Origin of the sequence: Klebsiella sp. WP4-W18-ESBL-05 (assembly GCF_014169075.1) — a bacterium.
Lineage (GTDB): Bacteria > Pseudomonadota > Gammaproteobacteria > Enterobacterales > Enterobacteriaceae > Kluyvera > Kluyvera ascorbata_B.
In genome coordinates, this window is sequence record NZ_AP022057.1 from 2,683,614 (window position 1) to 2,707,864 (window position 24,251).

At 59.0% G+C, this 24,251-nt stretch carries 21 protein-coding genes; 8 read left to right on the forward strand and 13 right to left on the reverse strand.

Annotated elements, in window-relative coordinates; translation table 11 throughout:
• The first annotated feature begins 199 nt into the window (after positions 1 to 199).
• On the forward strand, positions 200 to 1,432 hold the full coding sequence (locus H7R58_RS12995) for an MFS transporter (protein WP_182930453.1): 1,233 nt from the start codon (positions 200 to 202) through the stop codon (positions 1,430 to 1,432).
• On the opposite strand, the gene H7R58_RS13000 is transcribed toward H7R58_RS12995, so the two are convergent.
• The 4 genes from H7R58_RS13000 to fdnG all read right to left on the reverse strand — a co-directional run bounded on the left by H7R58_RS13000 (position 1,392) and on the right by fdnG (position 6,815).
• Positions 1,392 to 2,051, reverse strand: coding sequence for an ECs1377 family protein (locus tag H7R58_RS13000; protein WP_182930452.1), 660 nt, complete (start codon positions 2,049 to 2,051; stop codon positions 1,392 to 1,394). The two genes, H7R58_RS12995 and H7R58_RS13000, sit on opposite strands and share 41 nt — an antisense overlap.
• Positions 2,052 to 2,213: 162 nt before the next feature.
• Positions 2,214 to 2,870 carry a formate dehydrogenase-N subunit gamma gene (gene fdnI / locus H7R58_RS13005; RefSeq protein ID WP_182930451.1) on the reverse strand — a complete coding sequence of 219 codons (657 nt, stop codon included), beginning with the start codon at positions 2,868 to 2,870 and terminating at the stop codon, positions 2,214 to 2,216.
• Positions 2,863 to 3,750, reverse strand: coding sequence for a formate dehydrogenase subunit beta (fdxH, locus tag H7R58_RS13010; protein WP_106930250.1), 888 nt, complete (start codon positions 3,748 to 3,750; stop codon positions 2,863 to 2,865). The genes fdnI and fdxH overlap by 8 nt, the downstream gene beginning before the upstream one ends.
• Before the next feature lie 11 nt (positions 3,751 to 3,761).
• Entirely contained in the window at positions 3,762 to 6,815 is a 3,054-nt protein-coding gene (fdnG, locus tag H7R58_RS13015) for a formate dehydrogenase-N subunit alpha (RefSeq protein WP_106930253.1), read from the reverse strand.
• Between the two features lie 349 nt (positions 6,816 to 7,164).
• On the opposite strand from fdnG, the gene H7R58_RS13020 reads away from it, so the two are divergent.
• The 5 genes from H7R58_RS13020 to H7R58_RS13040 all read left to right on the forward strand — a co-directional run bounded on the left by H7R58_RS13020 (position 7,165) and on the right by H7R58_RS13040 (position 14,304).
• Complete coding sequence (locus H7R58_RS13020; RefSeq protein ID WP_182930450.1) at positions 7,165 to 8,667, forward strand: lipase family protein; 1,503 nt, start codon at positions 7,165 to 7,167, stop codon at positions 8,665 to 8,667.
• 140 nt (positions 8,668 to 8,807) lie between these two features.
• Entirely contained in the window at positions 8,808 to 9,884 is a 1,077-nt protein-coding gene (locus H7R58_RS13025) for a LacI family DNA-binding transcriptional regulator (RefSeq protein WP_106930258.1), read from the forward strand.
• Positions 9,885 to 10,029: 145 nt separating this feature from the next.
• Positions 10,030 to 13,101, forward strand: coding sequence for a beta-galactosidase (locus tag H7R58_RS13030; protein WP_182934377.1), 3,072 nt, complete (start codon positions 10,030 to 10,032; stop codon positions 13,099 to 13,101).
• A gap of 140 nt (positions 13,102 to 13,241) precedes the next feature.
• The gene (locus tag H7R58_RS13035) at positions 13,242 to 13,982 is read left to right on the forward strand and encodes an AzlC family ABC transporter permease (protein WP_182930448.1); all 741 of its coding nucleotides are present in this window, start codon (positions 13,242 to 13,244) and stop codon (positions 13,980 to 13,982) included.
• Position 13,983: 1 nt separating this feature from the next.
• Entirely contained in the window at positions 13,984 to 14,304 is a 321-nt protein-coding gene (locus H7R58_RS13040) for an AzlD domain-containing protein (RefSeq protein WP_106930267.1), read from the forward strand.
• 22 nt (positions 14,305 to 14,326) lie between these two features.
• Here the strand turns inward: H7R58_RS13040 and H7R58_RS13045 are convergent, their stop codons facing one another.
• Positions 14,327 to 15,523, reverse strand: coding sequence for an MFS transporter (locus H7R58_RS13045; protein WP_182930447.1), 1,197 nt, complete (start codon positions 15,521 to 15,523; stop codon positions 14,327 to 14,329).
• A gap of 115 nt (positions 15,524 to 15,638) precedes the next feature.
• Here H7R58_RS13045 and H7R58_RS13050 point away from each other — a divergent pair, with 115 nt between their 5' ends.
• Entirely contained in the window at positions 15,639 to 16,592 is a 954-nt protein-coding gene (locus H7R58_RS13050) for an AraC family transcriptional regulator (protein ID WP_182930446.1), read from the forward strand.
• Positions 16,593 to 16,608: 16 nt separating this feature from the next.
• Here H7R58_RS13050 and H7R58_RS13055 read toward each other — a convergent pair whose 3' ends face one another.
• Positions 16,609 to 16,917: a hypothetical protein gene (locus tag H7R58_RS13055; RefSeq protein ID WP_182930445.1), complete on the reverse strand. Its 309-nt coding sequence runs from the start codon at positions 16,915 to 16,917 to the stop codon at positions 16,609 to 16,611.
• A 393-nt stretch (positions 16,918 to 17,310) separates the two neighbouring features.
• Here H7R58_RS13055 and proX point away from each other — a divergent pair, with 393 nt between their 5' ends.
• Positions 17,311 to 18,306, forward strand: coding sequence for a glycine betaine/L-proline ABC transporter substrate-binding protein ProX (gene proX, locus H7R58_RS13060; RefSeq protein WP_182930620.1), 996 nt, complete (start codon positions 17,311 to 17,313; stop codon positions 18,304 to 18,306).
• A gap of 47 nt (positions 18,307 to 18,353) precedes the next feature.
• Here the strand turns inward: proX and catA are convergent, their stop codons facing one another.
• The 7 genes from catA to H7R58_RS13095 are packed head-to-tail and all read right to left on the reverse strand — an operon-like array spanning position 18,354 to position 24,249.
• Complete coding sequence (catA, locus tag H7R58_RS13065) at positions 18,354 to 19,280, reverse strand: catechol 1,2-dioxygenase (RefSeq protein WP_182930444.1); 927 nt, start codon at positions 19,278 to 19,280, stop codon at positions 18,354 to 18,356.
• Between the two features lie 37 nt (positions 19,281 to 19,317).
• Positions 19,318 to 19,596, reverse strand: a complete 279-nt coding sequence (gene catC, locus H7R58_RS13070; protein ID WP_182930443.1) for a muconolactone Delta-isomerase — start codon at positions 19,594 to 19,596, stop codon at positions 19,318 to 19,320.
• A gap of 11 nt (positions 19,597 to 19,607) precedes the next feature.
• Positions 19,608 to 20,720 carry a muconate/chloromuconate family cycloisomerase gene (locus tag H7R58_RS13075; protein ID WP_106930282.1) on the reverse strand — a complete coding sequence of 371 codons (1,113 nt, stop codon included), beginning with the start codon at positions 20,718 to 20,720 and terminating at the stop codon, positions 19,608 to 19,610.
• Entirely contained in the window at positions 20,707 to 22,050 is a 1,344-nt protein-coding gene (locus H7R58_RS13080; RefSeq protein ID WP_227674199.1) for an MFS transporter, read from the reverse strand. Before H7R58_RS13080 ends, H7R58_RS13075 begins: the two co-directional genes overlap by 14 nt.
• 21 nt (positions 22,051 to 22,071) lie before the next feature.
• Entirely contained in the window at positions 22,072 to 22,560 is a 489-nt protein-coding gene (locus H7R58_RS13085; protein ID WP_106930286.1) for a flavin reductase, read from the reverse strand.
• A 10-nt stretch (positions 22,561 to 22,570) separates the two neighbouring features.
• Positions 22,571 to 23,503 carry a PDR/VanB family oxidoreductase gene (locus H7R58_RS13090; RefSeq protein WP_182930442.1) on the reverse strand — a complete coding sequence of 311 codons (933 nt, stop codon included), beginning with the start codon at positions 23,501 to 23,503 and terminating at the stop codon, positions 22,571 to 22,573.
• A gap of 11 nt (positions 23,504 to 23,514) precedes the next feature.
• Entirely contained in the window at positions 23,515 to 24,249 is a 735-nt protein-coding gene (locus tag H7R58_RS13095) for an SDR family NAD(P)-dependent oxidoreductase (RefSeq protein ID WP_106930290.1), read from the reverse strand.
• Positions 24,250 to 24,251: the final 2 nt, after the last annotated feature.

The window sequence follows — 24,251 nt, forward strand, 5'->3', positions numbered from 1 at the left end:
ACCGCTTGTGTCAATTATTCCATCACCCGCGAGAAAGCGCCTGGCCAGGCATTGATGACGGCTCCCTCACGACATCCGCGGCCAAAAGTCTCACAACCCTACCTCACGTATTGAATTTACGTGATATTCTAGCGACCGCTTTTTCGCATAACCGACCAAGCGAATCAGTTCGTTCGCCAACCCACAGCCTAGTGCCACAATGAATACGTATAATAAAAAAGTTCATGCTTACCGCTTTCCCGCCTTCCGCCGCCTTTTCACTGCCCGTTTGCTCACCGTTCTGGGCAACAGCATTGCGCCCATCGCGCTGGCGTTTGCCGTCCTCGATATGGGCGGTACCGTCTCGGAACTGGGGATTGTGGTGGCCTCGAGGTCTATCTTTAACGTTGTCTTTCTGCTGCTGGGCGGCGTGCTGGCTGACCGCTATTCGCGCAGTCGCGTGCTGGTTTACTCCTCGCTGACCGCCGCCGTGTCGCAGGCCATCGTGGCGTGGTCAGTGCTGGACGGCTCGGCTTCGGTGCTAAGCCTGGCGCTGCTCGGCGCGCTGAACGGCGCGGCGGCGGGTATCGCATTGCCCGCTTCATCCGCGCTGATCCCCCAGACGGTACCGGCACAAAACTTACGCGAGGCAAACGGTTTAATTCAGTTGGGTATCTACGGCGGTACGGTGATCGGAGCCTCGCTGGGCGGGATTCTGGCCAGCGCGATTGGCCCTGGATGGGGGCTGGCCGTTGATGCGCTGGGCTTTGCCGCTTCTGCGCCGCTCTATTTTTTGATTCGCGCCAGCGCGATTAAAACGAGCGAGGCGCAAAGCCATATTCTGCAGGACTTAAAAGAGGGCTGGAAAGAGTTCGCCAGCCGCCCGTGGGTGTGGGCTATCGTGGTTCAGTTTACGATAATCAATGCGGCATTCAGCGGGGTGGTGATGGTGCTGGGCCCGGCCATCGCTGACGCCTCGTTTGGGCGCACCCGCTGGGGGATTATCATTGCCGCCCAGAGCGTCGGCCTGATAGCGGGGACCAGCCTCGCCCTGCGCTGGCGCCCGCGTCGCGATCTGTTTATTGGCATGATACTGGTCGGGCTTTGTGCCGTACCCATTATGCTGCTCAGCCAGCAGGCCTCCGCATCGTGGCTGACCGGCGCCTTCTTCATCACCGGCGTGGCCTTCGGCCTGTTCGGCGTATCCTGGGCGCATTCGCTGCAAACGCATATCCCGGCGGAAAAACTCGCCCGAGTTTATGCCTACGACGCCGTCGGCTCCTTCGTGGCCATTCCGTTTGGTGAACTGGTTGCCGGGCCGCTGGCCATGCAGTATGGCAGCAGCCGGGTGCTGATGGTCGCCGCCGTTGCGGTGGTTGTCGCCACCGCAGCCGCCAGCCTGGTACCGGCTATCAGGCGGCTTGAGAACGCCGTGCGGGTGCAGCCACGCTGAGCTGATAAAACGGCACCCGCCGGGTGGTGGTGGTCAGCGTGTCGAACACGTCCGTTTCGCCGGTGGTAATGCGCATGCCGGTTTTGCGCAACCGCTGAATATCGGCAGCCATACGCTGGATCCCGAACCAGAACAGGCCGTCCAGCGCGGTCACGGTCAGCCCCTGCTCCAGCGCCAGGCGCAGACGCTCGCGCGGCTGTTTTATTTGCTGGGCGATTTCGCGATACGGCAGCTCACCGTGCCCCTGGGCATCGCTGCGGCGAATGCGGGTAGAGAGATGATACTGAAACGTATCCGGCACGTCGTTCAGCGCGCTTTTCAGGCTGTATACGCAGCCGAAACGCTTGCCGTTAAACACCGCGCTTTTCTGGCTCAGCGGCAACGCCTCGCGTACGCTGGCAATCAGTTGGGGGGCGCGAATCAGTAACAGGCGGAAAGGCAGCTCGAAGCTGGTGACATAATCGACGTTAAGCAGCGCAATACGCAGGCGCTCTTCGGCCCCCGCGCCGGTGGTACGGCATTCCTCCATCACATCGGCCCACTGCTGCGTCAGGCGCGCACTCTCTCTGGCTTCCGTAAAGCGGTATTTCTCAATCTGGTAGTCAATGCGCCCGCTCACCGTCGATACCCTTCTGGTTATGTGATTCAACGTTGCTCACTTTACCAGCGCGGCACGATCATCGGAAGCCCGTTCGGGGGGAATGATCAATCATTTCAATCGCCAGGCGGCGCGAAGACACGCGTCGCGCCCCGGAAAGCAGGCGCGACGGTTCAGACAGGCTTAACGGGATTCAGCATCCTGCTGTGCGGCGTTTTCCGCGTCTTCAATCTGGCGATACCAGCGCGGATGGTGTTTGCGCGCCCAGCGGCGGCTCACCTTCCCTTCGATCATCCCTTTAATCGATCCTTTCACCCAGAACGCCATATACATATGGATGAGGATCGCATGGATCAGAATAATCGCCGCCGTCGCGTGGATCAGCAGACTATAGCGCACAACCGGAATCGGGAAGTACGCGGCAAGATACGGCCGCCAGATAATCAGACCGGTCGTCAGCAGCACAAAAATCATGCTCATAATGGTCCAGAACATCATTTTCTGCCCGGCGTTGTACTTGCCGACGTAGGCAACCTTGTGTTCGTTACCTTTGAGGACTTCAACAATCCCTTTGACCCACGGAATGTCCTGCTTATCCAGGATGTTGTGATGGACGAAGCGCACAAACATAAACATCAGCGCCACAAAGATCGCCACGCCGAAGAAGGGGTGCAGAATACGCCCCATCTGCGGTGTCCCGAAGGTTTCCGTCAACCATTGCAGGGTCGGGAAAAACAACGCAATGCCTGAAAGCGACACCAGGAAAAAGCAGATCACCACGGTCCAGTGACAGGCACGATCGATAAATTTCGTACGCAGGATCATTTTGCTCTTATTCATGAGAGTCCTCCTCTTCGTCGTCATCGCTCTCTTTGTTCGGCCCTATGCCCACGTAGTGGTAGATAAGCCCGGCAAAGGTGGCGATAAACCCGGCGGCGGAAAGCGGCTTCAGAATGCCTTTCCACAGATTGACCGAGGTATCAATTTTCGGCTCCGTGGGCAGGTTGTGGTACAGCCCAGGCTGGTCGGCGTGATGCAGCACGTACATCACGTGCGTTCCACCAACGCCCTGAGGGTTGTACAGCCCGGCGTTGGCATAACCGCGCGATTTCAGCTCTTCAATGCGCGCGTCGGCCAGCGTCAACATTTCCGCCTTGGTGCCAAAGTGAATCGCACCGGTCGGGCAGGTTTTCACGCAGGCCGGCTCCTGGCCGACGCTGATGCGATCGACGCACAGCGTGCATTTATAGACGCGATTATCTTCCGGGTTAAGGCGCGGAATATTGAACGGGCAGCCGGCAATACAGTAGCCGCAGCCGATACAGTGTTCTGACTGAAAATCGACGATCCCGTTGGCGTACTGAATAATCGCGCCCGCCGATGGGCAGGCCTTCAGACAGCCGGGATCCGCGCAGTGCATACAGCCGTCTTTACGAATCAGCCACTCCAGCCGTCCGTTAACGGCGGTTTCGCTAAAACGCATCACCGTCCATGACTTGGCGCTCAGATCGGTAGGGTTATCGTACACCCCGACGCATTCTCCCACGCTATCGCGAATGTCGTTCCACTCGGCGCAGGCCACCTGGCACCCTTTGCAACCGATGCAGGTGGTGACGTCAATGAGCTTCGCCACCTCCTGTTTATAGTTGCGCGCCTGCGGCGGCGGCGTCATACCGTTGGTCGCCGAACGTTTGATAATATCCTGTGATTCCATAGACATAATTCGCCTCCTTACGCCTTCTCAACGTTAACTAAAAACGCCTTAAATTCCGGCGTCTGTGAGTTGGCGTCGCCGACCGACGGCGTCAGCGTATTGGCCAGGAACCCTTTGCGGGTCGTCCCCTCAAAGCCCCAGTGGCAGGGAATACCGATGGTCGGTACCGCTTTCCCGGCAACGGTCAGGGTTTGCAGGCGCGCGGTCACCACCGCTTTGGCTTTGATAAAGCCGCGCTGCGAAGAGACTTTGACCCAATCACCGGCCTTGATGCCCTTTTCCTGCGCCAGCTGTTCGCCAATCTCAACGAACTGCTGCGGCTGCGCGATGGCGTTCAAACGCGCGTGTTTGGTCCAGTGACGGAACAATTCGGTGATGGAATACGTGGTGCCAACGTACGGAAACGCCTGCGCGTTACCGAGCGTTTTTTTATCGCTTTCAAACAGACGCACCACCGGGCTATGCACCACATTCGGATGCAGCGGATTGGTACCAATCGGCGTTTCCATCGGCTCGTAGTGCTCCGGGAACGGTCCGTCTGCCAGCTTGTTGAGTGCAAACAGGTGCCCCATGCCATCCGGCAGCATAATGAATGGCCCGACCTTTTCTTCCGGCGCCGACGTCGGCGGGAAGTCCGGGACGTCCAGCCCCTGCCATTTTTTACCGTTCCACTGCATCAGCGGACGTTTTGCATCCCACGGTTTACCCTGCGCGTCGGCGGAGGCACGGTTATAGAGAATGCGACGATTGAGCGGCCAGGCCCATGACCAGTTGTTCACCGCACCGAGCCCCGATGGATCGGCGTTATCGCGGTTCGCCATCTGGTTGCCCTGCTCCGTCCAGCTCCCGGCGTAGATCCAGCACAGGCTGCTGGTCGAGCCGTCATCACGCAGATGGGCAAAGGTACTCAACTGCTGCCCGGCTTTCGCCAGCAGGTTGCCCTCTTTATCGTAGATATCTTTCAGCGCGCGACCGTTGCTTTCGCGGGCGATCTCTTCCGGCAGCGGATCGTGCGGATTAGCATAACGCCAGTCAATGGCCATCAGCGGCTCCGGCGCCACGCCGCCCTCTTCGCGATACAGCTCGCGCAGGCGCAGGAACAGATGCGCGAGAATTTTGCTATCGTGCAGCGCTTCGCCCGGCGGATTGGCGGCCGTGTAGTGCCATTGAAGCCAGCGTGATGAGTTAGCCACCGAGCCATTTTCTTCGGCAAAGCAGGCGGTCGGCAGACGGAACACTTCGGTCTGGATTTTACTGCTATCCACGTCGTTCATTTCGTCGTGGTTCTGCCAGAAGCTGGCGGTCTCGGTGGCAAGCGGGTCCATGACCACCATAAATTTCAACTTCGAGAATGCCTCGACGGCTTTGTTTTTATTCGGGAAAGATGCCAGCGCGTTGAAACCCTGTACCAGCAGCCCGTTAAACTGGCCGCCGACCATCATGTCGACCTGGCTGAGCACGTCGTACTTTTTATCCCACTTCGGCAGGTAGTCGTAGCCCCACTGGTTTTCCGCCGTGGCGGCATCACCGTAAAAGCCCTTCAGCAGGCTGACCATAAATGCCGGGGTGTTCTGCCAGAAGTTAACCTGGCCAGGCAGCGTCGTTTTCGGCGTAGCCTGCGCCAGCAACGCATCAAGGGTGGTCTGTTTTTCACTCGGCAGCGGCAGGTAGCCCGGCAGCGAGCCATCCAGCAGGCCAAGATCGGTGTAGCCCTGAACGTTTGAGTGGCCGCGCAGCGCGTTAATCCCGCCGCCCATCATGCCGATATTGCCCAACAGCAGTTGCACAATCGCCGCGGTGCGGATGATCTGCGCGCCGTTGGTGTGATGCGTCCAGCCCAGCGCGTAAAGAATTGACGCCGTTTTATTGACGGCTGCGGTTTCGGCCAGCGTCTGCGCCACGCGCAGAAATTCTTCGCGCGGCGTGCCGCAGACGGTTTCCACCATTTCCGGGGTGTAGCGACTGACGTGCGCTTTGAGCAAATTAAACACGCAGCGCGGATGGCTTAGCGTATCATCACGCTGTACCTGACCGTCGGCGTCGAGCGCATAGGCCCAACTGCTGCGATCGTACTGGCGGGTCGCTTCGTCATAACCGCTGAACAAACCATCATCAAAACGGTAGTCCTCGCGGACAATCAGGCTGGCGTTGGTGAATTCACGCACGTACTGATGCTGAATTTTATCGTGGCTTAACAGATAATTGACGATGCCGGACAGGAAAGCCACGTCGCTGCCTGGGCGCAGCGGCGCATACAGGTCGGCGACGGCCGCCGAGCGGTTAAAGCGCGGGTCAACCACCATCAGCTTCGCGCCGCGGCTTTTCTTCGCCTCAATGACCCACTTGAACCCCACCGGGTGCGCTTCTGCGGCGTTGCCGCCCATAATCAGAATCACATCGGCGTTGCGAATATCAATCCAGTTGTTGGTCATCGCACCGCGACCAAAGCTCGGCGCCAACGCGGAGACGGTCGGGCCATGGCACAGACGCGCCTGGTTCTCAACCGCCACCATGCCCAGGCCGCGCGCAAATTTATTGTCGATAATCCCGGTTTCGTTACTGGCCGCTGAGGAACACAGCATACTGGTTGTCGCCCAGCGGTTTACCGTCACGCCCGCCGCGTTTTTGACGACAAAGTTGGCGTCACGATCGTCTTTGAGTAAACGCGCGATGCGCGTAAACGCGTCGTCCCAGCTTATCCGCTGCCATTTATCGCTGCCCGGTGCACGGTACTCCGGATAGAGCAGCCGGTTGTCGCTGTTGATAAAATCGACCACGCCTGCGCCTTTGGGGCACAGCGAACCGCGGCTGACCGGATGATCCGCATCGCCTTCAACGTGGTAGATACTTTCGCTCACATTTTTAGCGTTATCGCCGAGGCTATACATAAGCATGCCGCAGCCAACGGAGCAGTAGGTACAGTTGTTACGCGTCTCTTTTGCTTTTAAGAGTTTGTATTGACGGGTTTCCGCCTGAACGGAAAATGAGGATAGAAAACCAAGAGAGGCGACAGTTGTCCCTGCCAGACCGCCCGCACACATTCGGAAGAATTGCCTCCGATTAAGCTCCATATAACCTCCAGCTTAAACTTAAGACTAGAAAAGGGGGCTCATTATCGGCCTATCCCGGCAAGATAACCACCAATCTATTGTGGTTATCTGTCAACTACCTACTAGCGGTTAGGCGCCACACGGTTTTCCCGATAAGCGAACGCCTGTTAAAAACAGCGTAAATCTGGGTTAAAACATAATATTTTCAATTCAATTAGCGCCTGAGCAGAAGGATCTCACATTTTTCCAGGGCTTGCCCTATCGCTGTTCCTCATCACGTACAATCCGCGCAATACATCAGACACTCACCTGACGTTATTCGAATACGATGCGTCAAATAGCGTTTCTTAGAAAGCTTAAAGGACATAATATGCTGGCAGGTGCCCCTTTCTCTGTTCTCGTGACTATTATTATCACCGGTATTCTACTCGCGCCGATCATGCTTTTTGCGACCTCCTGTCTCTATTTCCTTTGCCGACACTACAAGGGCAGCGCGCTCTATATTCTGAAAACCCTCGCAATAGGTCTATTGACCCTACCGGTCGCCCTGCTCATTTTAATGCTTGCCGTCGGTTACTTATTCCTGACTATCTACTTCAACGCTAAACAATGGGCCAAACGGCTTTATCGCCGCGTAACGCCAGCGCGCGCTGATAAAATCCCTGACGGCACAATCAGCGATGAGGACATCGGCGCCAGCACGATTATCATCCATCTTGTACACGGCACCTTCGAAACGGAAGCATCATGGACAAAGCCGGGATCCGCCATGAGACAGGCTATCGCAGACAAACTTCCGACGGCCAAATTCATGCGCTTTTGCTGGAGCGGCGCGAATACGCCGAAGGCCAGAACCCTGGCCGCGAAGGAGCTCGCGGCGAAAATTGAACGTTCTCCCAGCCAGCATCATTATATTATTGCTCACAGCCACGGCGGCAATATCGTTCGCGAAATGTCGCATACTTACCCGAATATCGCGGGTAAAGTCCGCGGCGCGTGTTTACTTTCCACCCCGTTCCTGTACAGAAAAACATTATCGCGCTCGGCAGGGAAACTACTGAGTACCAACGTCTTTGGCTTCACCTTTGCCGTCATGCTGCCAATCGCCGTCATCGCAGAAATAATAGGCATTACCGATTATATTTTTCTTGCGTTAGCGGTGCCGTTGGCTGCACTACTTGAAATAGGGCTGACCACTCGTTGCAGAAAGTCATATGCAAATGAGGCGGAAAGTGAAGCGGAAAATGACTCCGTGAATTATCGCCGGGTCGCTATATTTCACGCCATCGGCGATGAGGCCGATTCTGCATTAAGATTTGCCAGTTTTGCACACGAATCCTGCTTTGGCGTGCTAGCCCAATTAAACGCCGCCTCCAGGGAGGCGCATAAAAATCGCCATACGCCTTTTATTCTCAGCTACCTGATTTTCATTTTACTCAGCCTCTATAATGCTGCGGTTGGCCAGTTTGACTGGCTTGCCGTCTTTCTCATTGGCGCAATCAGCGTGGGGCTCACGCACCTCTATACGGTCATCAAGAAAAAGCAGGAGATGGCTAACATCCTTATAACGGCCGCACTGCCCATCAACATTTTTTCATTCTGGCTCGCGGCGGCCAAAGCGTTGGCCTACGGGGATTGGCGATTGATATTTTGCCCGGAAATGTTTGTCTCTTCCTCGGAAACACCGACGGGATCGCACGTAATAGAAAAACTGGCGCCCGCCAGCGACGCGGAGATGGTGCATTCCACGCATTCACATCCCGAAGCCGTATTAAATGTTGCGCATTGGCTGGCGGATTGCGTTACCCCTGTCCGCTGTCAGCATGAGATTGACTGCGATCGGTGTGGCGAAACGCTGCGTCATTCACGGTAATTGATCCGGGCACGGCGGGGTTCAGCGCAGAGTCGCCGCCGCGCCACCGTGCGCCTTTTAACAACAAATGCTATGATATCCCAACGTTTTTCGCAGCCCGACCGCCATGTTCAACATGCAAAACGACAAGGAATCCCGGCATGAAACCGAAGTCTGTCACGCTTTATGATGTCGCCGAGCGCGCCAACGTCTCTTATCAGACGGTCTCACGGGTCATCAATCAGGCCGCTCATGTCTCAGAGAGAACGCGGCTCAAGGTGGAAGCGGCGATGGATGCGCTGAACTATATTCCGAACCGTATGGCGCAGCAGCTGGCGGGCAAGCTGAGCCATACGCTGGGCTTTGCCACCAGCAACCTCGCGCTGCATGCGCCGTCGCAGATTGTCGCCGCCGCTAAATCGCGCGCCGGGGAACGGCAGTTTAACGTCGTGATTTCCATGACCGAACAGTCAGGAGCGGAAGCCAGCAAGGCCGCTGTCAGTCAACTGCTGTCACAGCGCGTTGATGGCATCCTGATCAATATTCCCATGGAAGACGATCGGGCACAGGAGATCGTGCGTCTGTGCGGCGCAATACCGGTGCTGTTTCTGGATATCTCGCCGTCCACCGACATGCATCACATCGTTTTCGACCCGCAGATGGGGGCGCGTCTTGGCGTTGAGCACCTGGTCGCATTAGGGCATCAGCATATTGCCCTGCTCACCGGCCCACTCAGCTCGGTATCAGCACGTCTTCGTTTTGAGGGCTGGCAGGCGTGTCTTGCCGCACACCAGCTTGCCCCAGCGGCGATCGTGCACGGTGACTGGAGCTCGCTGTCGGGTTATCAGCACGTGACCCGATTGCTTCACGACGGAATTGTCCCCAGCGCCATACTGGTCGGTAACGATCAGATGGCGCTAGGCGCGCTGCGGGCGCTGCATGAGTTCGGTCTGCCGGTACCGGGCGCCGTCTCGGTGGTGGGCTATGACGATACGGAGGATAGCGCCTGCTTTACGCCGCCGCTCACCACCATCAAGCAGGATTTTAAAACGTTGGGCAATATCGCCGTTGAGCGTTTGCTGGCGTTGATCGAAGGCCAGGACGCCGTCTCTGAACTGCTGCCGGTTAGCCTTATCGAACGGAAAACCACCGCGGCGCCGCAGACTGAGTCCCCCTCAGCGCAGCAGCTTGCTGACGCGTTATCCCGCCTCGCCCGCCAGGTCGCACGACTGAAATAGCCCGCTGCGCCATGGCGGAGCGCCGTGGCGAATATTTGTGAGTTTTATCACCCTCTCTCGCGCTCGGGCTGTACAAGTGCTGGCGCGCCTCGCATAGTAATCCTGATTGTGAGCGAATCACAAAAATACTCAAGGATACTGCAAAATGCGCCAGCAACCTCTCTCGTTAGCCGCCATCCTCGCCCGCCGCGACTGGGAAAACCCCGCCGTCACCCAGCTTAACGCGCTGGCCGCCCATCCACCGTTTGCCAGCTGGCGCCGCGCCGATGCGGCGCTGCACGATACCGCCTCGACGTCACAGCAAAGTCTGAACGGGCGCTGGCAATTCAGCTATTTTACGCGGCCAGAGTCGGTACCCGAGAGTTGGACTGAGTGCGAACTGCCTGAATCCGATGAGATTGTGGTTCCCTCCAACTGGCAAATGGCAGGCTACGATGCGCCGATTTACACCAACGTGACCTACCCGATCCCGGTCAATCCGCCCTTCGTGCCACAGGATAATCCCACCGGATGTTACTCGCTCACATTTCACGTCAATCCTGACTGGCTGAACAGCGGTCAAACGCGGGTCATTTTTGATGGCGTCAATTCCGCCTTCCATCTGTGGTGTAACGGCCAGTGGGTGGGCTATGCGCAGGACAGCCGACTGCCGTCTGAGTTTGACTTGAGCCGCCTGCTGGTTGCCGGTGAAAACCGCCTGGCGGTGATGGTGCTGCGCTGGAGCGATGGCAGCTATCTGGAAGACCAGGATATGTGGCGCATGAGCGGCATTTTCCGTGACGTCACGCTGCTGCATAAGCCGGATATGCGCCTGTGCGACGTCCAGCTGCTTCCCCATCTTAACGCCGATTTCAACCGCGCCACGCTGGAGGCGCAGGTCGTCGTCGAAGGCGATATCACCGACGATACGCGCATTGCCGTTCAGCTCTGGCAGGAAGGCCGCCTGGTGGCCGAATGCGAACAGGCGCTGGGGAGCGAGATTATTGACGAGCGCGGGTGCTACAACGATCGCACCACGCTGCGCCTGACGGTAGACAACCCGGCGTTGTGGAGTGCGGAAGTGCCGACGCTGTACCGGACCGTGGTCCTGCTCAAGCGCGGCACAACGCTGGTGGAAGCAGAGGCCTATGATACCGGCTTCAGAAAGGTTGAAATCAGCAACGGTCTGCTCAAGGTTAACGGCCAGCCGCTGCTGATTCGCGGCGTTAACCGTCACGAACATCATCCGGATAACGGCCAGGTTATGGATATGGAAACCATGCGCCGCGATATCCTGCTGATGAAGCAAAATAACTTTAACGCCGTGCGCTGCTCCCACTACCCTAACCACCCACAGTGGTATCGTTTGTGCGATATCTACGGGCTGTACGTGGTGGATGAGGCCAACATTGAAACGCACGGTATGGTGCCAATGAACCGGCTGACCGACGATCCGCGCTGGTTGCCGGCCATGAGCGAACGCGTCACGCGGATGGTGCAGCGCGATCGCAATCACCCCTCGATTATCATCTGGTCGCTGGGCAACGAATCCGGGCACGGCGCCAACCACGACGCGCTCTATCGCTGGATAAAATCCAACGACCCTAGCCGCCCGGTGCAGTACGAAGGCGGCGGCGCCAACAGCGCGGCGACCGATATTATCTGCCCGATGTACGCTCGCGTTGACCAGGATCAGCCCTTCCCGCAGGTGCCGAAATGGTCGATTAAAAAATGGATCGGTATGCCGGATGAAACCCGGCCGCTCATCCTTTGCGAATACGCTCATGCGATGGGCAACAGCCTCGGCGGTTTCCATAAATACTGGCAAGCTTTCCGCCAGTATCCACGCCTGCAGGGCGGGTTTATCTGGGATTGGGTCGATCAGTCGCTCAACAAGCGCGATGCCAATGGCCAGTGCTTCTCAGCCTACGGCGGGGATTTTGGCGATACGCCAAACGACCGCCAGTTTTGCATGAACGGCCTCGTGTTTGCCGATCGTACGCCACATCCGGCGCTGTACGAGGCGCGTCATGCGCAGCAGTTCTTCCAGTTCCAGTGGCTTGCTGATAACCAACTGACGATCGCCAGCGAGTATCTGTTCCGCGCGACCGATAACGAACGGCTGTTCTGGGCGCTAAAACAGGAGGGCGAAACCCTGGCTAGCGGCAGCGTCGCGCTGAATATTGCACCGCGTGGCCAGCAGACAATCACGCTGGCGCTGCCGGAAATCAGCCGCAGCGGCCCGCTCTGGCTGAACGTCGAGGTGCGCCAGACTGCCGCAACGCCATGGAGCGACGCGGGCCACGTTTGTGCCCATGCGCAGTGGCAGCTGCCGGGCCAATTGGAATACACGCCAGCCGCTGAACGCGGTAGCGTGCCGGTGCTGGCGCAAAGCGACAGCCACTACACCATCACGCATGGCGCTCAGCGTTGGCGCTTCGATCGCACCAGCGGTTTGCTGAGCCAGTGGGTCTGCGACGGTGAAAATGTGCTGTTATCGCCCTTACAGGATCAGTTCACCCGCGCGCCGCTGGACAACGATATTGGCGTCAGCGAAGTCACGCGTATCGATCCCAACGCCTGGGTCGAGCGCTGGAAAGCAGCCGGTCACTACGACATGACCTGCCGCCTGGCCCGGCTCCACGCCGATACGCTGGCGCGAGGCGTATTACTGCAGTCAGAGCATCACTGGCTGGCCCACGGCAGGCTGCTGTTTATCAGCCGCAAAAGCTATCTCATCGATGACCAGGGTGAGCTCCAGATAAACGTCGAGGTTGACGTGTCTCGCAGCACGCCTCCGCCCGCGCGGATTGGCCTGACCTGCCAGCTCGCGGAGATCGCAGCAGAAGTGAGCTGGCAGGGGCTGGGCCCGCACGAGAACTACCCTGACCGCTGCGCCAGCGCGCGCTACGATCTCTGGCAGCTTCCGCTGGCGGCGATGTATACCCCGTACGTTTTCCCCAGCGAAAACGGCCTGCGCTGCGGCACCACGCGTCTGACGTACGGTGCGAACAGTTGGCGCGGCGATTTCCAGTTTAACCTCAGCCGTTACGGCCAGGCGCAGCTGCGGGAGACCTCGCATCGCCACCTGCTGGTCGAAGAGGCCGGAAGCTGGCTGAACATCGACGGTTTCCATATGGGCGTCGGCGGCGATGACTCCTGGAGTCCAAGCGTGTCGGAGGAGTATTTGCTCCAGCGGCCGCACTATCAGTACAGCCTGCGCTGGGCCCGGCGCTAAACCACACCGCGGCGGCCCGTTGTGCCGCCGCATTTCCCCTCGCCAACGTCGATTTTCCGCGTGCGCCCGCTTCCGTCATATGATAATCGTATGTGTACGAACACATATAATTATCGCGCTTTATATCACGGGAATCATTAATGCTGATGAAAACAGCGGCGTCGTCCAATCACGAGGCCAGAGTACAGTTTCGCGCCGGGGTAGTGGCCTGCTTCCCTACCATTCCCGGCTACTGGAGTATTGGCTTTGCCGCTGGCGCCATCGGCACGCTGGCGGGCTTTACCACCCTGCAAACGGCGCTGCTGGCCAGTCTGTTGTACGCAGGTTCGGCGCAGTTTCTGTTCTATTCCCTGTGGGCCGCTGGCGCGGAGGTCGCCTCGGTGGTGGTCAGCGTCCTGCTGGTCAACTTACGCTATTTGCTGATGAGCTCGGCCATGAGCGTCTTCTTTCGCGAACACAGCACGCTGCAAAAAGTGGCCAGCGGCCTGCTGTTGACCGATGAAACCTTCGGCGTCGCCGTTCAGTACGGCGGCACGCACGGCAAAGTGCCGTTTGCATGGATGCTGGGGATTAACGTGGCCGCCTGGCTGAACTGGATCCTCGCCTGCATCGTCGGTGCCGGGCTTGCCTCGGCGCTGCCGCCTGCGCTGATGGAAGGGCTGAGCTTCAGTCTCGTGTCGATGTTTATCGGGCTGGTGCTCATGCTCTGGTTCGCCAGCCGCCGTCGGGGGCTGGAAACTGCCGCCATTGCGATTTCAGTGCTGATTACGCTGATGCTGTCAGGCCACGTCGATACCAGCGTGGTGGTGATCGTCGCGGCCTCGGTTTCCGCAACCCTCGCAACGCTGGGGCTACGCCTGTTCAGCAAAGGGGAGCACTAAGATGCAGCGTTCAATTCTGTTTGCCATTATCGCCTCCGCCGTGGTTACCGCACTCATGCGCACCGTCCCCATTCTGCTGCTCTCGCGATTCCGCATGCCGCCCGCGCTACAGCAGTGGCTCAGCTTTATCCCCGCCGCCATTATGTCGGCGATTATTGCCGCCGAGCTGGTGGGTAAACCCGCGTTGACCGCTGGCGGTATCAGCATCTCACTGCTGGCCGCAGCGGCAGCAACGCTGGTCGGTATCCTCAGCCGTAGCCTGTTCGCCACGGTCATTGCGGGCATGGTGGCCTTTACCGGGCTGAGCTATCTGCTCGCCTGATAGCCCCCAAACGGTGGCCGGTTTACTCGGCCACCGCGCCTTTCCCCCGCACGCCAGCCAACACGACCATCATCGCCGCCACCAGCAGTACGCCGCTGGCGGTGAAAACGCCGCTCGCGCCGTTCAGATCGAACACCAGCCCGCCGCCTGCCGCACCGGCGCTGATGGCCAACTGGATGGAGGCGACCAGCAGGCCCCCAGCGCTTTCCGCTTCATCCGGAACGGTGGTGGCAAGCCAGGTCGACCAGCCCACCGGGACCAGGCCAAACGCAAACCCCCACAGCGTCACCAGCAGGCCATCCAGCAGCGCCAGATGCCCGAAGGCCACCATCAGCAGCGCCAGCACCCCCATTGCAAACGGCACCAGCGCAAGCGTCAGGCGCAAGTTACGCGCCAGCAGGTGCCCGGCAATCGAGGTGCCAATCACGTTCGCCACGCCAAAACCGAGCAAGATCAGCGAAATGGTTTCTACGCTCACCCGGCCAACCGTTTCGAGGAACGGGCGCAGATAGGTGAAGAAAGCAAAATGGCCGCTGAAAATAAAGATGGTCGCCAGCAGCCCCCCGATCATCCCCGGTCGGCGCAGCACGGTAAGCAGCGTGCCGAGACTACCGCCGCTTTCCGGGCGCATGGACGGCAACACCCACAGCTGCCACAGCAGCGCCAGCACGCCGGGCACTACGCTGAGGATAAAGACATTACGCCAGCCAATCAGACTGCCGAGGTAGCTGCCGAGCGGAGCCGCGACGACGGTGGCAATCGACACGCCGGCGAAGATAATCGACAGCGCTTTCGGCACGTCGCTGGACGGGACCAGACGCAGGGTTGTGGCGGTCGACATCGCCCAGAAGCCGCCTATCGCTACCCCCAGCAGCAGCCGTCCGGCCAGCAGCACGTGCAGCGAAGGGGCAAACGCCACCAGCAGACTGGAGATAATCTGTAGCAGCGTGAAGAACATCAGCACCCAGCGGCGATCGATACTTTTTGTGGCACTGGTAATCAGCAGCCCGGTCACCAGTGCGACCAGCGCGGTAGCGGTCACCGTTTGCCCGGCAATGCCTTCACTTACGCCGAGGCTCGCCGCCATTGGCGTGAGCAGGCTCGCCGGTAAAAACTCCGCGGTAATCAAACCAAACACCCCCAGGGCGAGTGACCACACGGCACGCCAGGCGGGTTTTGCGGGGGCCAGGGTCCCGCTTTCTGCGACGCACGAATTCATCGGTTAATCTCCCGTTATAAAAATGTGATGGCTGTCGCAAAGCATAGAAAGTTCCGCCGGGACGATCTATGATGGATAATCTTCATTTTTTGATAATTCGTCCGGAGTTGCGACAATGTCACTGAATACCCCTGATATGATTAGCGAACTGCTGCGCGGTATGCGTCTCTCCGGCGTCAACTATCGTCGTTTTGAGGCCAGCGCGCCGTTTGGCGTCTCTTTCGGCGACGTTGCCGGCAAAGCCCAGTTCCATTTTGTCAGTCGGGGGCCCGCGATTCTGCAAATGCAGAGCGGTTCACGCTTTACCTTAAACAGCGGCGATGCGGTGTTTATTCCCAACGGCGAAGGCCATGCCCTGCTTTCTGACGATGCTGCCACCGTTACGCCCATCACCGATTACCCCAGTGAGCCGATCTGCAGCCAGGTCCACGATATCCACTGTCCGCATTGCCCTGAGGGTGAGAATGTCGTCATTTTTACCGGGTGTATGAATTTCGAACTCGGCGGCATGCAGCCGCTGGTGAAAGCCATGCCGGAAGTGATGATGGTCAGCAGCCTGATGTCTTCCCGGCCGGAAATACAGGCGCTGTTGTCCGCGATGGAGCGGGAATCGTTGAGTCGCCAGGTTGGGTTTGCCGGGATACTCGCCCGGCTAGCCGACGTCGTGGCCGCATTGATTGTGCGTGGGTGGGTCGAAGCCGGGTGCGGTAAAGCCAGCGGCTGGGTGCAGGTGCTGCGCGATCCGCGCCTGAGCCGGGCTATCTATGCCATGCATCAACAGCCCGGCCTCAACTGGAGCGTAGCCGATCTGGCGAAAGAGGCAGGCACTTCGCGTTCGGTATTCGCCGAGCGCTTTCTGTCCGCCACCGGCACGACGCCGGCAAAGTACCTTGGCGAACTGCGAATGCGACTGGCCGTTCAGTATATTGGCCAGGAACAGCAGGCGATCGAAACCGTCGCCCTGAAGCTCGGCTACGGCTCGGTGGCCGCGTTCAGCCGGGCATTTAAACGAGTGGTCGGCCATTCGCCGGGCGCGCTGCGCGAAGCTGAGCACGCGCCGCCGCAATAGCCATTATAAAGAGCGCTTACAGATACTGAATAACCACTTCTTGTAACTGCGGGTCACCCGGCAGCGTGCGATGGCTAACGGTACCGACGCTGCGCATCAACGGTGTATCTACCGAGGCGGTCAGCGCCACCTGCTGCACCCGATGTTCGCCGCTGCGATAACAAGCGATCTCCAGCCCCTCGCGTGCGGCCGTCACGCCGCAGCCGCCTTCAACAATCTGGCCGACAAAGTGAATTCTTCCCGACGATGCGCCCTTTTCCGCCTGCGCGATCCCCGCAAACGTCAGGCCTGCCAGCGCCAGGCAAAGCATACGTGCTGTTTTCATCTTCTAACCCCACATCCTGTGAGAAATCTTCGATATCGCGCGGTCACTCACGTCGATACCGCCGTCACCCCTTCCCCTCACCGTCCGCGGCGTTCAGGGGAATGATGTTCTCGACTATATCGCTGATAAATAGCGTCCGATATCCGTCATTCCTCGTATTCACCGCTCTATAGCGCACGCTTTCAGCCTTTATTTTCAGATTATCCTTAGCTCCAGAATAAGCGTATCCGCACTATTACGGCTTGCCTACCCAACGCATTATGTTAGTGTTAAATAATTGTTATAAATATCAGGAGGACGTATTCGTCAGACCTCTCTTTATTTCCGTTGTCGTGCTCGCGGAAATAATCTGCCGCCTCTGGCTTAACACACCAAAATAACAAGGTCACTATGATGCAAACACCCACGTTGCGCGCGCTGACGCTGGCCGCGCTGTTCACCTCACCGACGCTTTTTGCCGCCAGCCTTCCGGGTACCGGCATCACCGTTCACCCCGTGCAAAGCACCCTACCGGAAGAAACGTTTCAGACTGCGCTTATCAACCGCGCGCTGAAGCAGCTTGGCTATGACATTGCCCCGACGGAAGAAGTGGAATATAACGTCGCCTATACGGCAGTTGCCGCCGGAGATGCCACTTATATGGCCGTTAGCTGGCTGCCGATGCAGCAGAATATGTATGACGCCCGCGGCGGTGATGCCACGTTCTACCGTCAAGGCACGTATATCAGCAATGCTGCCCAGGGATATTTAATTGACAAAAAAACTGCCGATAAATACCACATTAGCGATATTTCCCAGCTCAAGGACCCGCAGCTGGCGAAATTATTTGATGCGGACGGTGACGGTAAAGCTGATTTAGCCGGCTGTAATCCAGGATGGGTGTGCGGTTCCGTGATTGATACGCAAATAAAGGCCTATGGTCTGAGCAATACGGTGACCCAGAATCAGGGAAACTACTCCGCGATTATTGCCGATACCCTTACGCGCTATAAAGCCGGTAAACCCGTACTGTATTATACCTGGACGCCCTATTGGGTAAGCGATGAGCTGAAGCCCGGGACCGACGTAGTGTGGTTAACCGTTCCGCGCTCCGCCAACCCGGGGCAATTCAAAGAACAAAATACCGCATTAGCCAACGGCAAGAATTATGGCTTCGCGGTTAACAATGAATACATCGTTGCCAACAAAGCGTGGGCGGCCAAAAACCCGGCGGCGGCAAAACTGTTCGCCGTCGCGAAGCTGCCGCTGGCCGACGTCAACGCGCAAAATCAGCGGATGCACCAGGGCGAATCTAGCGCGGCCGATATTCAGCGCCACGTCGACGGCTGGATTCACGCCCATCAGGCCACCTACGACGGCTGGATCGCGCAGGCTCTCGCCGCGCAGTAGCGAGCAAAGCAACGTCCCGGCGCGCGCAGCCCGCGCGCCGTCCTCGTTTACTCCATCACGCGCGCGCGTTTACCGCGCTGTTCTTCATCGCGCTGCGTGGCGGCCACCAGCACGAAGTCGAAGCTGACCTCGGTGTGCGGCACAGGAATATCGCGCGCCTGCGCCAGCTGGCCGTCGGTGATTTTCAGCGGATCGGCGATCAGCTCTTCGCGCGTGGCAAAGGCAAAATCATCCCACAGGTAGGCGTCGCCGTTGAGGTTAATCTGCGTGGTCAGGTGCTTGTATCCCGGCGCGGAAACAAAGAAGTGCACGTGCGCCGGGCGATTCCCATGACGGCCCAACTGGTTGAGCAGCTTCTGCGTTGGGCCATCCGGCGGGCAGCCGTAGCCGCACGGTACGATGCTGCGAACGGCATAGCGCCCCTCGGCGTCGGTTTCAACCCGCCGACGCAGGTGATATTCGCTTTGTGATTGATCGAAGAACGAATAGCCGCCGAGCGTATTGGCGTGCCAGATGTCCACGATCGCCCCCGCCACCGGCTGGCCGTCGTGACGGGTCACCCGCCCGTGCAGCCACATCGGCTCCCCCGCCTCGCTGCCGTCGTCCATTCGCGCAAATCCTTTGCTGAGCGGCGCGCCGGCCACGTACAGCGGCCCTTCAATCGTGCGCGGCGTGCCCACATCAAGACCCTCGGCCGCCTCTTTTTCGTCCGCGCGCATATCGAGGTAATGCTCCAGTCCCAACCCGGCGGCCAGCAGCGCGGCCTCTTTACGCTCGCCCAGCGCGTTGAGATAGTTCACCGCCAGCCAGAACTCTTCATCACTGATATCAAATTTCTTAATGGTCTGGCACAGGTCGCTCAGTACCTGATGCATAATGGCTTTAAAACGGTCGTTGCCGAGTTCGGCATTCAGGCCGCTGCTGATCGCCAGCAAAGACTCCAGTTCGCTCTGTTTTGCAGGATTAACGGACATTGCGTGTTCCTCTTTTTTTGTAGGGTAAGGTGTGTTGTTAGTGAATTGACGAGGGATGACGGCACAGCGGCTGCACGACGATCGTCATAAACGGATACAGCGGTAGCGCCGTTAACAGATCGTGCAGTTCCTGGTTATCCGCCACGTCAAAAATGCTGACGTTGGCGTACAGCCCGGCGACCCGCCAGATATGCAGCCACTTCCCCTCGCGCTGCAGGCGCTGGGAGTAAGCCTTTTCTTGCGCTTTGATCTCATCGACCTGCTCAGCGGGTAGCGACGGCGGAATATTGACGGTCATTTCAACTTTAAACAGCATGCGAATATCCTTTAATGTCGGGCGTAATAACGCAGTTTTTCTTCATCAATCTCGACGCCCAGGCCAGGCCCTTGCGGCAGGGTGACCTGCCCGTCGCTGAACGACAGCGGCTGCGTCACGACGTCGTCTTTCAGCAGCAGCGGGCCAAACATCTCGGTCCCCCACTGCAGGTTGACGGTCGACCAGGCGTGTAGCGACGCAACCGTGCCGAGCGTGCCTTCCAGCATGGTGCCGCCGTACAGCGCCACACCGGCGGCCTGCGCGATGTGCGCAAGCTTAAGCGCCTGCGCCGGGCCGCCGGCTTTGGCGATTTTTAAGGCGTAGGCACCGGTGAAGCCGCCGCTGGCCAACGCATAGCCATCGTGACCGGTCGCGACCGCCTCATCGGCAAGGACAGGCAGCGTAAAGCGCTGGCTCAGGGCAATCAGTCCGGCGCGGTCCCATAGCGGAATCGGCTGCTCGACCAGATCGATACCGCCGTCCTGAAGCTGACGCATTCCGTTAACGGCGGTAGTAAAATCCCACGCCTGATTGACGTCCACGCGAACGCTTACCGCATCGCCCAACGCCGCCTTAATCGCCAGCGCATGGGCGATATCGGTTTTCAGCGATCGGGCACCAATTTTCAGTTTGAAGGTATCGTGCCGCCCTTCCGCCAGCAGGCGTTTGCCCTCTTCGATATCTTTACCGGTATCGCCGCTGGCCAGCGTCCACAGCACCGGAAGACGTTCGCACAGCGCGCCGCCGAGCAGCGCGCTCACCGGCAGACCCAGTAGCTTCCCTTGCGCATCAAGAAACGCCGTTTCCAGTGCCGATTTGGCGAACGTATTGCCCTTTACGCTGGCGTTCATCTTCTCGGCCAGCGACGCCACGCCGCTAAACCGCTGCCCGCAGAGCAGCGGCGCCAGGTAAGTTTCCATCGCCGAGCGAATGGCCTCCGGGCTTTCCGCACCGTAGCTCAGGCCGCCAATGGTGGTGGCTTCGCCCCAGCCGACTACGCCCTCAGCGCACTGCATCCGCACCAGGGTTAGCGTCTGGCAGCCCATCGTCGCCATCGACAGCTTGTGCGGGCGAACGGTGGGAATGTCCACCAGCCAGCAGGTCAGTGATTCAATCGTTAACATCCGTGACTCCAGCATGAACAGGTTGTGATTTCGCCGCAGGCAGGCCGATCAGCGCCGCCCACGCCAGCAGCGCATAGCCCACCAGCAGCAGAGAGACCGGCCACGACGCATCGAAGGCCATCAGCAGCGCGACCGCCAGCATCGGGCCCAGCCCGCCTGAAAAGATCGACCCCACCTCATGGCCCAGCGCCAGTCCGGAATAGCGCACGCGCACCGGAAAAAGATCGCTCATGATGCACGGCTGGGTGCCAATCATCGCGCCGTGACAGACCGGCAGACCGAGGAACATGGCCAGCATAATTGCCGGGTAGCTGCCGGTGGAAAGCAGCCAGAAGAAGGGGAACGCCATCACCAGCAGACCGATAACACCGATGTAATAAACCGGCTTCAGGCCAATGCGATCCGACAGCGCGCCCCAGAATAAAATCGAGAAGAACTCTACCAGCATCGCCAGCGTCACGGCGCTGATGATCTCACCGGTGCCGATGCCGATGTGTTTGGCGTACACCACTGAAAAGGTAAAGAAAATATAGGAGGCGCCGTTTTCCGGCAGCCGCAGCGCAATGGCCTGCAGCAGCGCTTTAGGGTGCTCGCGCACGATAACCAGCAGCGGGATTTTTTCATGCCCATCTTCCGGTTTTGCCTGCACAAAAGCCCGGCTCTCACGGATGTTCTTGCGGATATAGATCCCCACCAGGAAGATGACGATGCTGAGTACAAACGGCACGCGCCAGCCCCAGCGCATAAAATCACTCTCCGGAAGCTGCTGCACCAGATAGAAGGCAAAGGCCGACAGCACGAAGCCGCCAGAGACGCCCATCTGGCTCCACGCGGTGTAAAAGCCACGGCGCGAGGCGGGCGCGTTCTCGCTCAGCATCAGCACTCCGCCGCCCCATTCGCCGCCGGAGGCCACGCCCTGTAAGAAACGCAGAATAATCAGCGCCAGCGGCGCCCAGATCCCCACCTGCGCGTAGGTCGGCAGCAGGCCAATCACAAAGGTGGTAGCCCCCATCAGCGTCAGGGTCATAATCAGGGTCATTTTGCGACTATAGCGATCGCCAATGTGACCAAAGACGATGCCGCCCAGCGGACGCGCCAGAAAGCCTACCGCAAACCCGGAAAACGCCAGCAGCGTGCCCTGTAGCGGATCGCCGCCGACCGGGAAAAAGAGCGGGCCGAACACCAGCGCCGCCGCGGTTCCATAGAGAAAGAAGTCATACCATTCCAGCGCGTTGCCCAATACGGATGCCATCACCAGTTTGCGCATTTGCTGGGCATCGCGCCGCACATCAGCGGTCGTGAGCGCAGTTTCAGAAACGACATTACTCATCCGGCGTTCCCCCTCTTGACGTTATGCCTCGTGTCCGACCGCGTGATAGCGACGGTTAAAATAGACCAGCCCGCGCGGCTGCTCGCTGCAGCGAATCGCCTGGACCCGACAGTAAAAGACCGAATGGCTGCCGACTTCATGGCAGTCATCAATCAGGCAGTCGAAGCTGGCGACCGCCGAACGGAGCACCGGTGCGCCGCTGGCTAACACCTGCCAGCTGTCATGGCAGAAACGCTCCTCGGAACGCAGGCTGGCGTTGGCAAAAATGCCGGACAGCGTCTGGTGTTCGCTGGAGAGCACGTTGACGCACAGCGCGCCGTTGCGCTTAAAGTGCGCGTGAGCAAACGAGTGACGATTCATACAGACCAGCAAAGTCGGCGGCTGGTCGGTGACGCTGCACACGGCAGAGGCGGTAAATCCAAACTTGCCCGCCGGGCCATCGGTGGTAATCACCGATACCGCGCTGCCGAGCTGCGCCATGGCGTTACGAAATTCGATTTGCAGAGACATAGCGAGATCCTCAAAGATCGATAATCAGACGGGCGCTTTTAGCGCGGGAACAGCACAGTAAAATCTGGTCGCCGTCGGCCTTTTCGTCGTCGGTCAGATAGTGGTCACGGTGGTCCGGTTCGCCTTCCAGCACGTCCGTCAGGCAGCTGCCGCAAATCCCCTGCTTACAGGAAACGCACACCTTCAGCCCCGCCAACGCCAGCGCTTCGACGATGGTTTGATGGCTCGCCACCTGCACGGTCATACCGCTGGCGGCGGCCACGACCTCAAACGGCTGGCCGCCGCTGTTGACCTCAGCGCTGAAGCACTCCTGATGAACCCGATCCGGTGCATAGCCCAGCGCCGCCGCCCGTTCGCTCACGGCATCCATCAGCCGCGCAGGGCCGCAGACGTAAACGTGCGTCCCCTCAGGCACGTCGCACAAAACCGCATTGAGGTGAATTCGCTGCTCGTCGCTGAAATGCATGTGAACCTGCGGCGCATAGGCCGCTGCCTCCAGATGTGCGGCAAACGCCGCCTCTGCGCGCGATTTGGCGCAGTAGTGCAGGCTGAATGAGCGCCCGGCGGCACGTAACTCCTCCGCCATTGCCAGCATCGGCGTAATACCGATACCGCCACCAATCAACAGGCTATGTGTGGCCTGCGCATCCAGGGCGAACAGATTACGCGGCTCGCTCACCCGGATGTCATCCCCTTCGCGCAAGGCGTGCGCCGCCAGCGACCCGCCCTGCGATTGGCGGTCTTTCAATATGCCAAGCTGGTAGCAATTGCGCTGCTGCGGATCGCCGCACAGCGAATAGGGGCGCACCAGTTCGTCACTCAAATGCACATCGATATGCGCCCCGGCACTGAACGCCGGTAACGTCCGGCCATCCGGGTGAGCCAGCGTCAAGAGCACAACCTCGCCGTGCAGCTCACGGTGAACAATCTGTAATGTCAGCATGACGTTCCCCCTTAACGCATAAACAGCCCGCCGTTAATGTCCCAGGTTGCCCCGGTGACAAACGACGCCTGTTGGTCTGCCAATAGCGCAACCGCGCGGGCAACAAATTCCGCCTCGCCGAGTGCACCAACCGGGATCATTTGCAGCAGCCCTGCCAGCTTTTCTTCCGGTACCAGCGCGTGAACTGCCGGTGAATCAATCGGCCCTGGCGCGATGGCGTTAACGGTGACGCCAGATTTGGCCAGCTCACGGGCGAAAATTTTGGTCAGCGTCAGGATGCCGCCTTTCGACGCCGCGTAGTGCGCCCCGGAAGCGGTGCCGCCGTTCTGCCCGGCCAGCGACGCCAGGTTGATAATCCGGCCATAGCCACGACGGGCAAAGTAGCGCCCCATCGTCTGACAGCCGACGAAAGTCCCGCGCAGGTTGGTGGTCATCACCCGGTCAAATTCGTCTACCGTGATGTCCATGACCGGGGTTGCCAGCGTCAGTGCAGCATTGTTCACCAGCACCTGAAGGCTGCCGAACCGCGCCTCGGTAGCGCTCAGCGCACGAGTAAAATCATCCGGTCGACAAATATCCAACCCCATCGCCAGCACACGGTCGCTGTCGAGCGTTTCTGCCGCCGCCTGCGCACGGGCCGCGTCGACGTCAGTCAATACCACCTGGAACCCCTGCTCCAGCAGGTGGCCAGCAATCACATTGCCCAGACCGGCGGCTGCGCCTGTGACTAATACGGTTTGCATCATGG

Coding starts and splice junctions, on each gene's coding strand:
- catC (WP_182930443.1), bottom strand. CDS start 19,596: ATGCTGTTTAAAGTTGAAATGACCGTCAATATTCCGCCGTCGCTACCC.
- H7R58_RS12995 (WP_182930453.1), top strand. CDS start 200: ATGAATACGTATAATAAAAAAGTTCATGCTTACCGCTTTCCCGCCTTC.
- H7R58_RS13025 (WP_106930258.1), top strand. CDS start 8,808: ATGAAACCGAAGTCTGTCACGCTTTATGATGTCGCCGAGCGCGCCAAC.
- H7R58_RS13095 (WP_106930290.1), bottom strand. CDS start 24,249: ATGATGCAAACCGTATTAGTCACAGGCGCAGCCGCCGGTCTGGGCAAT.
- H7R58_RS13035 (WP_182930448.1), top strand. CDS start 13,242: ATGCTGATGAAAACAGCGGCGTCGTCCAATCACGAGGCCAGAGTACAG.
- H7R58_RS13055 (WP_182930445.1), bottom strand. CDS start 16,917: ATGAAAACAGCACGTATGCTTTGCCTGGCGCTGGCAGGCCTGACGTTT.
- fdnI (WP_182930451.1), bottom strand. CDS start 2,870: ATGAATAAGAGCAAAATGATCCTGCGTACGAAATTTATCGATCGTGCC.
- fdxH (WP_106930250.1), bottom strand. CDS start 3,750: ATGTCTATGGAATCACAGGATATTATCAAACGTTCGGCGACCAACGGT.
- H7R58_RS13030 (WP_182934377.1), top strand. CDS start 10,030: ATGCGCCAGCAACCTCTCTCGTTAGCCGCCATCCTCGCCCGCCGCGAC.
- proX (WP_182930620.1), top strand. CDS start 17,311: ATGCAAACACCCACGTTGCGCGCGCTGACGCTGGCCGCGCTGTTCACC.
- catA (WP_182930444.1), bottom strand. CDS start 19,280: ATGTCCGTTAATCCTGCAAAACAGAGCGAACTGGAGTCTTTGCTGGCG.
- H7R58_RS13040 (WP_106930267.1), top strand. CDS start 13,984: ATGCAGCGTTCAATTCTGTTTGCCATTATCGCCTCCGCCGTGGTTACC.
- H7R58_RS13020 (WP_182930450.1), top strand. CDS start 7,165: ATGCTGGCAGGTGCCCCTTTCTCTGTTCTCGTGACTATTATTATCACC.
- H7R58_RS13050 (WP_182930446.1), top strand. CDS start 15,639: ATGTCACTGAATACCCCTGATATGATTAGCGAACTGCTGCGCGGTATG.
- H7R58_RS13045 (WP_182930447.1), bottom strand. CDS start 15,523: ATGAATTCGTGCGTCGCAGAAAGCGGGACCCTGGCCCCCGCAAAACCC.
- H7R58_RS13075 (WP_106930282.1), bottom strand. CDS start 20,720: ATGTTAACGATTGAATCACTGACCTGCTGGCTGGTGGACATTCCCACC.
- H7R58_RS13080 (WP_227674199.1), bottom strand. CDS start 22,050: ATGAGTAATGTCGTTTCTGAAACTGCGCTCACGACCGCTGATGTGCGG.
- H7R58_RS13090 (WP_182930442.1), bottom strand. CDS start 23,503: ATGCTGACATTACAGATTGTTCACCGTGAGCTGCACGGCGAGGTTGTG.
- H7R58_RS13085 (WP_106930286.1), bottom strand. CDS start 22,560: ATGTCTCTGCAAATCGAATTTCGTAACGCCATGGCGCAGCTCGGCAGC.
- fdnG (WP_106930253.1), bottom strand. CDS start 6,815: ATGGAGCTTAATCGGAGGCAATTCTTCCGAATGTGTGCGGGCGGTCTG.